Here is a 12,286-nt window from a genome sequence, read left to right on the forward strand (position 1 = left end):
TGCTAGTAATATCTTGCGGTCGTCGGAGGCGTGGAAGCCCCCATAAACACCACTGGCCGCGCGGTTCGGTTGGAGTATGCGTGGGGGGTCGCTGAATCGAACGAGACTGTGTCGCCTTCGCTCAATACATAGTGGTGGCCGTCGAGCGTGACTTCGAGTTCGCCCTCCAGAATGTGGAACGCTTCCTCTCCCGGATGGGTCATGGGTGTGTCTTCACTCGAATAGCCTGATGGAACGACTGTGCGAACCATTCCGAGCTTTCGGTTCGCATCCGGGGTGAGCAACTCCTGCGTCAACCCTTCGCTGGTGAGCTTGCGTCGTTCGTTGGTGCGAACGACGCGTCGCTCCGGCTCGTAGCCTTCGCCCTCGAATAGCTCGGAGATCGCAAAGCCCAGCGCGCGTGACAATCGCATCAGGGTATTGAAGGAGGGGTTTCCGATTCCTCGTTCCAGCTGACTAATCAGTCCCCCGCTGACCCCCGCGGCCTCCGCCAACTCCTCGACCGTCATTCGACCCTCTCTGCTGGCCCTGATGACTTTGCCTAAATGGGCCATGCGCGGCTCACTGTCTGGGAGGGCCCTAGTCTTAGTTTCCTTCATAGTCATGGAGATACTCCTTCTGGTGCGCTCGTAAACTAGACCAGATATTCCCGGCCAGGTGAGGAATTGCCAATGTATCGCAGTCGTGACGCTTTATTCGCGTCGTCTTCATTATAACCATGGTATCTTTGTTTTCATGAAGAGGGAGTGGTTGACAGTGACCACACAGCCGCTTGACCTTGATCTAGTCGGCCTTAACGGTCACGCACCGCTCACTCGGCCATACCAGGAGACCTCATGCCACAACCAAGCACGGAAGACGCCCGCCCAAAGCAGATAGGACTCATCACAGCAGATCCGAGCCCCACCTTAATCTCCGTCATCACTCAAGCAGGACTTGATTTTCTCGTCCTGGATGCAGAGCAGACTGGTCTGACGGTGAGGGACTGCACCGACGTGGTACAACGGGTCGCCTGCTCAGGTATAGAGGTGGCCATTCGCGTCCCAGACCTCGCTGGTAACACGCTGGTAGCTTTCGCCAACACGGGTGCATCTGAACTTGTCCTTCCCCAGGTGCGCAGCGTCAGCGAACTCGAACACGCTCATCGGGTAACTCGATATCTGCCAGACGGCAATCGGTCTGCACAGGCCTCGTTCTCCTCTGGTTTCGGAAAAGACTTCTCGCACGCCCCTCGGATCACAGTGCTATTCGAGACTCTGGAGGCAACAGAGTCAGTGGCCGACATCGCCGCTTCTGAGCATTTTCAGGGCGGGTGGGTTGGCCCGGCAGACCTCGCCTCCGACTTGCGCCTGGCGGGTCGATCCGCTCCCAATGCGCTGGAGCTCGCCACTAAGAAGATCGTGGATGGAGTGTGCTCCCAGGGAGGAAGCCTCGGCCTTCCTGCGTCTGGCATCGGCGGAATAGCGGCTGCGTTCGACGCCGGAGCAGACCGGGTGGCGCTGTATTGGGAGCGTCACCTCACCGCGGTCATATCGGAGCTGGTAGATGCCCCGCGCGGGTCCTTTGACAGCCGTGTCATAGCTAACGATAGAAGGCATAAGAGGTGAACTTCAAACGGCTGAGTGCAGTGGGTGACGTGCTCATCGATAGGGACGAACCGGCGACAGCGTTCACTCCGAGCCGGGCCGTGCTGCAGGACTCGGACGTGTTGTTTGGGAACTGCGAGGCTGTCTACGCGGATGGCGCACAGCCGGCGCCGAGTGCCAGTATCCCAGTGCTGGGTAAGCCGGAGCACGCTACCGGGTTGGGTGTCGCCGGTTTCGACATCATGTCGCTCGCCAACAACCACACAGTGGACGGTGGGTATGAGGGACTGCTGCAGACCCGCGAAACGCTCCGCGCTCAGGGCATCGACACATGCGGTGCAGGAGCCAACGCGGCTGAGGCCCGCGCCCCGATCGTAGTGGAACGCGGCGACTGGAGCGTTGCCTTTCTTGCATACTCGTGCGAGTATCCCGCCGGATACGGTGCCGGTGAGGACCGGCCGGGCATCGCCACCATTCGAACCCACACCATTTACGTGCCATCTGAGATGAACGCTTTCCAGTCTGGAGGCGCACCCGATCGGCTCACAATCGCCGATCCGCGAGACCTAGCCACCGTGAGTCGCGAGGTTGAAGCGGCGGATAAACTGGCGGATGTCGTGGTTGTCAGCGTGCACGCCGGGGACGGAAGTCGTCCAGCCGTCATCATGGATTTCGAGCGCCAGATTGCTCGGGCGGTGATCGATGCAGGTGCCGATGTCTACTTGGGACATCACCACCACATGCTGCGCGGCGCCGAATACCACCACGGAAAGCCGATCTTTTATGGGCTTGGGCACTTCGTTTTTGACGTGTTAGATTTCGAAAGTCAGGTTCCACCATCCGTGCTCGCTCGGATGAAAGAGCACGCCGGAGAGTACGGCTACGGATACAGGGAGGGATACCCTCTGCTCCCGATGCACCCCGAAGCCCGAATGAGCATGGTCGCCGTTTGCGATTTCATGGAAGATGGCTCCATTCGTGCCGGTGCCGTACCCTGCAGGCTCAACCCGGAGGGACAGCCCATTCCGCTCAGCCTGAATGATGCGGCGGGTCGCGAGGTCGAAGAGTACCTAGGCGAATTGAACACATCGCAAGGACTGCGCGGGAGGTGGCAACCTTCGCAGACTACAGTCGCTGGTTTTCCCCTATTGGAGTTGGTAGCGGCGGAGGCACAATGAGAATCGATGACTTGACGGGCAGACGCATAGCGTCAGGCTCGGTGCGACAGTTCGACTTCCCGAACCTGAAACGAGTCGTCTATGGCCAGGAAGCGCTCGGTGAACTCGGTGCCGAAGTACGCCGATTGCACGGGACTCGTGTGTTGCTCATCACGAGTCGCAGCACTGCGGCGAACAGCGAATTGACTAGGCTCGTACGCTCATCGTTAGGTAGTCTGCTCGTGGCCGAATTCCGGGACGCTGCCGCGCATGTCCCCTTGGCGACTGTTCGGGTGGCAACCGCGATGGCCAGGGAAGCCGGCGCAGACCTCGTGGTAAGTCTGGGTGGCGGTAGCCCCATCGACTGTGGCAAGGCGGTTGCGCTGTGTGCGCCTTCTACGGAATCCGTAGAAGTGACCCTGGCTCGCACCGTCGTCGACACCGGAGTGACAGCTGTGGGTGACATTGAACACGCCCCCTTGCCACAGGTCACGATCAGCACCACGCTTTCGGCTGCAGAGTTCACGCCGACATTCACTGTCACGAGCGAGATCGCGCGCGCCAAGATCATGTATCACGACCCACGGGTTACGCCATCAACCGTAATCCTCGATCCCTTCGCGGCGAAGGGGACACCGAGCTGGCTCTGGGCTGCCAGTGGTGTTCGGGCGATCGACCACTGTGTCGAATGGTACCTGTCAGCCGCACGCACCCCGTTCACAGACGCGCTTGCGATCTCGGCACTACAAATGCTCTGGCGAGCCTTGCCGACCGCCGTCAATGACCCGGACGACCTCGATGCGCGCCAGGAATGTCAGTTGGCCGCCTGGATGAGTGTTTATGGCTCCTCGAATGTGCTGGGTGGACTTTCCCACGCGATCGGCCACCAACTCGGCAGCAATACTGGAATGCCCCACGGGTACACTTCCTGCGTGATCCTGCCGCACGTGATCGAATTCAACGCCCACGCTGTCGGAGATCGGGTGGCCGCGCTCGCCGGCGCAGTAGGCCTTCCCGATGACGATCTGGCTAACGGCCTCAGGCGGTTGCTCGACGGGCTCGGCATGCCGAGCACAATTTCTCAAGCTACCGATAGCGTGCCGGACCTCAGCGCGATCGCGGAAGCGACCATGATGGAAGTGGCCATAGTCAACAACCCTCGTGAGGTGACGATTGAGGATGTCCAAAGAATTCTCGAGCAGGCGCATTGAGAAGCCCGAGACTTCGCTCGTTCTCGCCAATGTCGGCTTTGCGTGGGTCGGTGACCACGCCGATCGGCGTCTGGTCAGCGGTGTCGACCTAGTTCTCAGACACGGGCGGATCGATGAGATCACTGTCGCGGCAATGAGGCCTACCGATGCCAGGGTGATCGACGCCTCCAGCTGGCTGGTGTTGCCGGGTTTGATCAATGCCCATCATCACCTATCCCAACAACTCACTCGTAACCTAGTGCCATCGGCTTCTGTCGTTCAGTGGCTGGCAGAGTGCTACCCACGCTGGTCGCGTCTCAGCGCGGATACGGCGCTGGCAGGGGCGCGCGTCGGACTAGCGGAGTTGCTACTTGCCGGCGTGACGACGACGGCAGACCTCAGCTACTACTTCCCGCGCGGACACGCAGACATCTTTGACGCGCAGGTGCAGGCCGCCGCGGATGTGGGGATTCGGATGCTCGCGGTTCGAGGTGGCATGAGGAGCGTCGGCGGGCCGGTGCGCGACCTGATCGGTTCCAGCATCGATTCCACCGTTGAGTCCGCTGAGACACTTCTGACCGAACTTGACCGCGTGACGGCGGCCTACCATGATCATTCCCCTGATGCAATGCTCAAAGTGGGGGTCGGCTTGACCGAGCCCTTGTGGGACGAGCCAGACCTTATGCGATCACTCTCCGGTTTTGCGAGGCACCACGATCTCGCACTTCATACTCATGTACATCCGAGACAGATTGATCGAGAGGTAACCGGAGGAGTAGCTGACGCGTTCGCCGAGGTCGGGTGGTGGCATGACCGGCTCTGGGTGGCGCATGGGACGCAATTGTCTGAGCTTGAGCTCATCGCCATGAGCGAGGCGGGCGTAGCTCTGGCCACTTGCCCGTCTTCCAACGCCAGGTTGGGAATGCAGATCGCGCCGGCCTGGGATTTGCACCTCCGTGGCGGCACTGTAGCGATCGGCGTGGATGGTGCTGCCTCCAGTGACAGTGGAGACATGGTGGGAGAGACCCGACTCGCCTGGCAGGTTCAGCGAATCAGAGCCGGTGTTCACCCGGAGGCCAACGCACTGACGCCTGAACTGGCGCTGAGCTGGGCGACTAATGGCGGGGCGGTCGCGCTCGGTTGGCCCGGCCTCGGCGAACTTACAGTTGGCGGGCTTGCAGATGTCGCTTGCTTCGATATTTCACGGCTGGATTACGTCGGCTCATCCAGTCCGCTTGACGCCCTGTTACTGTGTGGCCTCTCACATCGTGCGAGCCTGGTTGTAGTGGCGGGTCGCATAGTTGTCGAGGACGGACGCCTGACATTGCTCGACGAATCGGAACTCGCGGACTCAGGCAGGCGAGCGGCGGCCTTACTGAGCCCTAGTAAGAGCTAAAACGGGCGACAGCATTCGTTGCGCCGCGTCAAGCCCTTAGCGAATGGACCCGAGTAATGCCTCGATGTCGTCGAGCGTGACGTAACGCGGGTTGTTCCGAAGCATCGGGTCGTTCATCGCGGCGCGTGCGACTCCACTGAGGTCGGCGTCCCAGATGCCGGCCTCAGCGAGTGTTCTCGGCAAGCGCATCGAAATAATCAACTCGTTCAGTGCACTGATCAGCTGGCACGCTGAGGAATTCGTGTCTAGTCCGGTGGTGTCCGATCCCATTGCCGCTGCGAGCGCCGCCTGTCGTTCGACAGTCGCCGGGCGGTTGAATTCAAGCACCGCCGGCAGCACGATCGAGGTGGTGTGACCATGCACTAGACCTGCGCGGGGGCCGAGATGGTGGCCAATTGCGTGAGATAATCCGCCGACGACGTTCAATGCACCGAATGCAGACATCCACGCGGCGATCTGACATCGTTGGCGCGCATCGGCGTCGCGCTCCTGGCCGACGGCGAGAGGAAGTGAGTCGCGCAATTCCTTCAGCGCATGAAGTACCAAGGCATCCGTGAATGGGGTACGCCCGAGGGAGAGATACCACTCGATACAGTGGTCGACTGTCTTTATGCCGGTCGAGGCCCACAGCCAGTCCGGAGTATGGATCGCTAAGTCTGCGTCTAAGAAGGCGATCTGAGGGACGACACGGCGATCCCAGTACATGTCCTTCATCTTGGTCGCGGAGTTGGTGACGGTGAAGGAGTGAGTGAACTCAGAACTGCCCAACGTCGTTGGCAACGAAATGTGGGGAAGCGGTTCCGCGGCGAGTGGCGAGTTGATCATACCCCCTGTGAGACTCAACGCCTGCAAACTGTCCACGTCATGTACTCCTTCGGGCATGGACATGGAAACTGCTTTCGCAGTATCGATTGCACTTCCACCCCCCAAGCTGATAACGCCATCGGCCCGGTATGCGCGTGCAGCCTCGATCGCCTCGAGCACCGCCGCGGCCGGAGCGTGCGAGCGTACCTCAGTAAACACTCCTATCGCGAGCCCTCCCAAACTCTCGCGGACGGAGCGGCCTATCGGCCCATTCGACACCGATGGGCTGGTCACCAGCAAAGGGCGTTTCAGGCCGAGCTCCGCTATTGCCTCTGGGAGCCGTGAACTGCAGCCGCGACCATAATGGACGCGACGCATTTCGGGCAGGTCAAAGGTCCGTGTAGATCTCCTCGAATTGCTGTTCATCTCGCGGCTCAGTCCATTCTCAGCGGTGCAGTTGCTTGATTTCCAGAAAGGTGTCAGCAATCAGGCCGCCGTTGACCCGCAGATCGATCAGTACTGGTCCCGACTCTTGGAGAAGCTGCGGAATCAGAGACAGATCTTCAACGCTCGACACAGTGATCGCAGACGCACCGGCAGCTCGTGCCAGATCGGCGAAATTTGGCGATGGGTAGTTCGACTCCGCGACGGGGAGGTTCTGGAGGGCAAGCGTGTGACGCTCTATTCCGAATCCGCCGTCATTGAGAACGACGATTGCAACCGGAAGATTCTCACGGACTGCAGTCTCGAGCTCTGCGATGCTCATTGCCGCCGACCCGTCGCCCATGATGGCTGCGACCCGACGGCCGTTGAGGCCCGCTGCGGCCCCCAGTGCGAGGCTCAGGCTCTGGCCGATCGAGCCGAATGAGAACCCGTGGGTGAATGATCGGGGCATGTGTGTCTGGACGAGTTGGGCGCCCCAGATGCAGGCGTGGCCACCATCCACAACAACGGCGCGATCTCGTGGAAGAGCATTTTCAATGGCGAGACAGGCCCGCCTCGGGTCGACTGTGTTGGCTCCGTCGTCGTACTCGAGGTCGTCACCGGCCGAGTCGCGTGCGGGCGGCCGCCAACTCAGCGGTGGGGCAGACGGCACGATGTACTCGGTGATCGCCAGTGCTGCACATGCTGCGTCGGAAAGGATCGCCAATGCTGGATCGACGAAGCGGCCGAAAGCCAGCGGATCGACGTCAATCTGGATGATGGTGGCGTCTGTAACGAAGTCTTTACGGGTGGTCGTCCAATCGTTCAGTGACGCGCCTATTGAAAGGACGCAGTCCGCAGTTGCCAAGGTGTGAGAAGCCGCAGGATCGCCTAGGCCGCCGGCCACACCTAGCGAGTTCGGGTGCGAACTGAAGTTTCCCTTTCCAAGCAACGACGTCACCACTGGCGCACCGATGGCGACGGCAAGCTTGCCGATCGCGGAGATCGCATCATTAGATGAGGCTCCACGCCCTGCCACGATGATCGGTCGCTTCGCGGCACCGAGGATGCGCGCGGCCTGCTCAGCGAGCTCGCGGCTGGGTGCTGGCGCCGATGCCGTGATGCGGGTTTCGCCACTGCGAATCGTCGTGATGCCTGTCTCTGCTGTCTGAATATCGGTTGCCGCGTCCAATACGACAGTTCGGCGACCGTTCAACACAATCCGGAGCGCCCTATCCAGATCAGCACCTACACGTGAAGGAGTCGTCAGAGCCACTCGGTCAGCACCCAGCGATGCCGCAAATGCCGATTGGTCCAGTTGCTGAAGGTTGTCGACGTCATGCGCGGCCAGTCCCCCGACAATGAGCAACACACGAGACCGGTGCGCCACCGCGGTGGCGAGCGAGGTCGCAGTGTTGGTCATTCCGGGGCCGTGAGTGACCGTCGCCACACCGAGCTGCCCAGTGAATCGAGAGTAGCCGTCCGCCATGCTTACCGCGCCCTGTTCGTGCCGCGCGTGCACGATCCGGATGCCATGGGTCAGGCCTAGCTCCGCCAACAGGTGAAGATTGCCGTCGCCCATAACAGCAAAGACCGTATCCACGCCCTCCGCGACAAGTTGGCGGGCAATAAGTTCATAGCCGTACATTTGATGGTTACCGCTTCTTTCACTAGGGGTCCGTGCAGTCATGGCGTGCGCCGGGATTGATCTCAGCAGGCGGGGCGGTTCAGCACATCACGGGAAACATGCTGTTTGAGCAGAGTGCCATCGGGCCCACGCAGGAGCTTCTTGTTCTCAACCATGACACGGCCCCGCAGGATGGTCATGCTTGGCCAAGCGGCAACTTCGTAGCCTTCCCAGGGTGTGTAGTCCGCCTCGTGCAGATCCATAGAGGAGATCGCGCGCCGGTCTGTGGTGTCCAGAACCGCTAGGTCGGCATCGCTACCGATGGCGATGGCGCCCTTCTGGGGATAGAGGCCGAGGATCTTCGCGGCATTCGCCGAGGTCAGATCTACAAATCTCGTCAGTTCGAGCCCACGCTTATCGACCCCTTCCGTATACGCGACAGGCATGCGCATCTCGACTCCGGCGTGCCCGCCCGTTGCATCGAAGATGGTCTTTCCCCGTGTCTTCACGTCAAAGTCTGTGCACACTCCATCGGTCGCCAGCGTGCTCAAGGAACCGGCGAGAAGTGCCTCCCACATGGAGTCTCGGTCGGTCGCAGACTTCAGTGAAGGGTAAGTGTGGTAGATCGCACCGTGGTCCAGCTTGTAATCCTCTTCAGTAAAGTGTGCGTAGTGGGGGAGCACTTCACCGTAAACGGCCTGCCCCCGCCCTCGAGCCTCCGCGATAGCCTGCACGCCCTCAATTGCACTGACATGCATTAGATAGATCGGGGCCCCAACATGCTCAGCGAGAGTTATCACTCGCTGAAACGAAATCTTCTCGGAGATCTTGTTGTGCGCTTGCGGCATGTATTCCAACGCGGTCTGACCGTCCCGCTGGAGTTGCTTGTAGGCGTACATCACGAGATCATCGTCTTCGGCGTGAACGGCGAGCATGGCGCCGGCCTCTGCAGTCTTCTGCATCAGACCCCATATATTGCCGAGGTCAGTCTTCTGCTTGGGCCGGGTCGGAGTCGTGTTGGTCATCCAGACCTTCCAGCTGCCGTGACCGTTGCGGATAGCATCCGGCACCTGTTCGAGTACCTCGAACGGGATTTCCTCCTCCTTGAACGTGCCATGGAGTGCGTAGTCAGTGTAAGTCTGACCTTCCCACTCAGCCGACTTGCGGGCGAAGGAATCGCTGAGATCGTCGCCGGGTTGCCAATGTGCGAAGTCGATCAAAGTGGTGGTCCCGCCGTAGATGGCGCCTTCGCTTACTCGATCCGCGCCAAAGCACTTGATGCCGCTGTCGGCAGCGGTAGGGAGAACCGAGTTGGTGTGGACGTGAGGATCCACACCCCCAGGTACCACAAGCTGTCCGGCCAGGTCGACGACACGGGCGGCCTCATTGGCGAGAGAGCGGCCGTTCTCTACTAGGGACACAATCTTGCCGTCGGCGATACCGATATCGAGTTTCTTCGCCCCGGAAGGAGTGACTACCAGTCCGTTAATTAGAAGGAGGTCGAGCATGAGGGTGGAGCCTTTCGTTTAAAGTTGTATTGCAGTCGGCGGGAGTACCATTTACTGATTCAGGAGGACGACAAAACAGGTGGTGCAATGAAGTACTCCGTGGCCAGACTCACCTTCACTGAACTGCGAGCGTTCACGAGCTGGGAGATGGAAACATCTGCGACGGCGCTAAGCAGCATCGCGGCCTTCTCGCGCTCCCATCCGCGGTCGGATTGCACCAGCGCGAGCATGTCGTCGAGGGCAAGTCGAGCTGCTTCATCAAGATCATCGCCGTCGCCGATCGTGATCACATAGTTCCCGGAGAGAATAACGGGGCGTGGGTACGATGCGCGGCCGACGACGCTACACGACATCACGACTCGGCCCTCAACCTCGACCGCGGTGAGGGAGGACTCACCGTCACCCTGCACCGCGTGAAGGTCGCCGACGAACAGGAACCCTCCGGCAACTTGCGCTGTGAGGAAGATCGTGGAGCCCTCCACCAAGTCCTTACAATCCATGTTGCCGCCGAAGGTGCCGACAGTGCTTGAACTTGGGCTATCGTCCGCCGGAGCGAACCCAAGCTTGCCGACCATGGGCCGTACAGGGATGGTGACATCCTTTTCGAAGTACACCAAGCCGTTGCGGATATCCATGGTGTGACCGAACGGGCGAAATTCGCCGCTGAAGCCTCCTCGTCCGGGCAGCGTAAGCATCGCACCACGCTCGGCAATATCGAGCTTGTGGATTTCAATGCGGACCAGATCACCCGGATTCACGCCCTCAATAGCTACGGGGCCTATTACTGGAATCGAGAATGCACTGAAGTCGTCGGCGTCCTCAAAACCTGCACGCGAAAGGATGCTCGGCGTTTTGACCAGGAACTGCTCGCCTTGCGCGACAGTGAGCGAGGCTGTCGCTTGCGCGGTGTAAACCGAGGACGAACCCTCATGACCGAGTGCCTGCATCTGCGGTGCCTCTTCGCTGCCTTCGTGCACCGTTATACCGAGTAGACGGGCTGAGCCCATCCTTGGTCGGCGGAGACCTTACCACGCACAGCTTTCTGGTAAAGGTCCTGCAGCTGACGAGTGATCTCTCCCGGCTGAGTGTCTCCAATGGGGGTTCGGTCTACCGATTTGACATGGTTGACCTCCGCCGCGCTACCGCACACGAAAACTTCTTCTGCGGAGTAAAGCTCGGTGCGATCAATGGGACGAACATCCAGCTCCAGACCGAGTTCTGCGGTTGCTAAGTGCATGACACTGTCCCGTGTGATGCCCTCGAGAATGCTCTCGGTGACCGGTGGGGTGCACAGCCTACCGTCGCGCACCATAAACACGTTGTAGCCGGCACCTTCGGAAACGTGACCGTCCTCGGTGAGCAGGAGTGCCGCATCATAACCGTTCCGTCGCGATTCCAGAAGCGCCAGTCGCCCGTTCTGATAGTTCGCGATTGACTTCACTCGCGGAGGCATCGATCGGTCTGACAGGCGCGCCCAACTGCTGATCTGCACATCCAACCCGGTCGCACCGAAGTAATTGCCCATGGGGATGGCCGCCATATAGACCGTCGCGGGGCCTGTATCATCAGGTTTTCCGTCACTGGAATCGACGAAGACCTGGGTGCGCATATGCAGATTGCCGCGCAGCTCGTTTGCCCGCACCAGTCCGAGTAGCTGTGCCGAAAGTAAGTCAACATCCGTCGGCCCGTCGATTTCGACGACTCGCATCGAGTCAACCAGTCGACGCATGTGGTCCTGAATTCGGAAAGCATAGAGTTCGTCGTCCTCTTCGCTCCAATAGGCGCGGAATCCTTCAAAGACTCCAACACCGTACTTAAGCGTCGTGCTGAGCACGTGGAGCTTCGCCTCGCCATATTCCACCAACTCCCCGTCGTGGAGCAGGTAACGTACGCCAATGTCTTGTGTCGGGGCTGCTGGGGCGATTGTGGTGTGTGTCATGACAGAGTTACTCCTATGAACGAATGGTCGATAAAGCGCTCGTGACGACCGCGCTGGTCGTCACGGTGCCGTGGAAAAGGGAAATATTCTTCATGGTGGCCGCGTGGAGGTCAGGCCAAGGAGTGCCACAGGCGTCTTCGACGACCGTGACGCCCAGATCTCGCGAGTACGCATCGCGTACTGTCCCATCCACGCAGTAGCTGGTGGTAACTCCGCAAATCACGAGATGCGTGATGCCCCGCATTCTCAGCTCGACTTCTAAGCCGGTGCCGTAAAACGCACTGGCCCGGTGCTTGACGATTTTCACATCGTTCTCGTGAACGAGCGGGGAGAGGTCATCCAGCAGTTCCGAGTCCCAACTGCCCCGAAGGCAAGGGGGCACGAGGAGTTCCGCTTGTGGATTATCCAACCAAGACCGATCGATCGACACGTCGTTCGCGATGTGCTCCTGGATTGACCAGAAAACGGTCATACCTGCTGCATGCGCAGCAGACACCAGACCAGCAACAACCGGGACGACCTTCGAGTTCGCATCAATAGGCATCGTCTGGGCGATTGACCCGTCTGGGTGGCAGAATCCGTTCTGCATGTCGATCACGACCAGAGCCGTATCTACTGCAGACAATTCGGGGCTCATTTGGATGACCTCGCCCACG

General features: G+C 60.0%; 11 protein-coding genes. 4 read left to right on the top strand and 7 right to left on the bottom strand.

Annotated features, from left to right (window positions below; translation table 11 throughout):
• Positions 1 to 2: 2 nt before the first annotated feature.
• Positions 3 to 605 (bottom strand): XRE family transcriptional regulator, encoded by a 603-nt coding sequence (locus AADH44_RS11545; RefSeq protein ID WP_341952976.1) that lies wholly within the window; start codon positions 603 to 605, stop codon positions 3 to 5.
• A gap of 231 nt (positions 606 to 836) precedes the next feature.
• Here AADH44_RS11545 and AADH44_RS11550 point away from each other — a divergent pair, with 231 nt between their 5' ends.
• From AADH44_RS11550 to AADH44_RS11565, 4 genes are read left to right on the top strand one after another with little or no spacing between them, the layout of a single operon-like run.
• The gene (locus AADH44_RS11550; protein ID WP_341952977.1) at positions 837 to 1,607 is read left to right on the top strand and encodes an aldolase/citrate lyase family protein; all 771 of its coding nucleotides are present in this window, start codon (positions 837 to 839) and stop codon (positions 1,605 to 1,607) included.
• Positions 1,604 to 2,764, top strand: coding sequence for a CapA family protein (locus AADH44_RS11555; RefSeq protein WP_341952978.1), 1,161 nt, complete (start codon positions 1,604 to 1,606; stop codon positions 2,762 to 2,764). The genes AADH44_RS11550 and AADH44_RS11555 overlap by 4 nt, the downstream gene beginning before the upstream one ends.
• Positions 2,761 to 3,954, top strand: a complete 1,194-nt coding sequence (locus AADH44_RS11560) for an iron-containing alcohol dehydrogenase (RefSeq protein WP_341952979.1) — start codon at positions 2,761 to 2,763, stop codon at positions 3,952 to 3,954. Before AADH44_RS11555 ends, AADH44_RS11560 begins: the two co-directional genes overlap by 4 nt.
• The gene (locus tag AADH44_RS11565; RefSeq protein ID WP_341952980.1) at positions 3,923 to 5,329 is read left to right on the top strand and encodes an amidohydrolase family protein; all 1,407 of its coding nucleotides are present in this window, start codon (positions 3,923 to 3,925) and stop codon (positions 5,327 to 5,329) included. Before AADH44_RS11560 ends, AADH44_RS11565 begins: the two co-directional genes overlap by 32 nt.
• Before the next feature lie 36 nt (positions 5,330 to 5,365).
• On the opposite strand, the gene AADH44_RS11570 is transcribed toward AADH44_RS11565, so the two are convergent.
• The 6 genes from AADH44_RS11570 to AADH44_RS11595 form a co-directional block, all read right to left on the bottom strand.
• Positions 5,366 to 6,559, bottom strand: a complete 1,194-nt coding sequence (locus AADH44_RS11570) for an iron-containing alcohol dehydrogenase (RefSeq protein ID WP_341952981.1) — start codon at positions 6,557 to 6,559, stop codon at positions 5,366 to 5,368.
• Between the two features lie 19 nt (positions 6,560 to 6,578).
• Positions 6,579 to 8,204: a thiamine pyrophosphate-binding protein gene (locus tag AADH44_RS11575; protein ID WP_341952982.1), complete on the bottom strand. Its 1,626-nt coding sequence runs from the start codon at positions 8,202 to 8,204 to the stop codon at positions 6,579 to 6,581.
• Positions 8,205 to 8,266: 62 nt separating this feature from the next.
• Positions 8,267 to 9,691, bottom strand: a complete 1,425-nt coding sequence (locus AADH44_RS11580) for an amidohydrolase family protein (RefSeq protein ID WP_341952983.1) — start codon at positions 9,689 to 9,691, stop codon at positions 8,267 to 8,269.
• A 59-nt stretch (positions 9,692 to 9,750) separates the two neighbouring features.
• Positions 9,751 to 10,668 carry an acetamidase/formamidase family protein gene (locus AADH44_RS11585; protein WP_341952984.1) on the bottom strand — a complete coding sequence of 306 codons (918 nt, stop codon included), beginning with the start codon at positions 10,666 to 10,668 and terminating at the stop codon, positions 9,751 to 9,753.
• Positions 10,669 to 10,670: 2 nt separating this feature from the next.
• A complete protein-coding gene (locus tag AADH44_RS11590) occupies positions 10,671 to 11,630 on the bottom strand; it encodes a branched-chain amino acid transaminase (RefSeq protein ID WP_341952985.1) in 960 nt (319 codons plus the stop codon).
• A gap of 13 nt (positions 11,631 to 11,643) precedes the next feature.
• Positions 11,644 to 12,285, bottom strand: coding sequence for an isochorismatase family cysteine hydrolase (locus AADH44_RS11595; RefSeq protein WP_341952986.1), 642 nt, complete (start codon positions 12,283 to 12,285; stop codon positions 11,644 to 11,646).
• Position 12,286 lies beyond the last annotated feature (1 nt).

It is taken from the genome of Salinibacterium sp. TMP30, from assembly GCF_038397785.1.
In the GTDB taxonomy this organism is placed as follows: domain Bacteria; phylum Actinomycetota; class Actinomycetes; order Actinomycetales; family Microbacteriaceae; genus Rhodoglobus.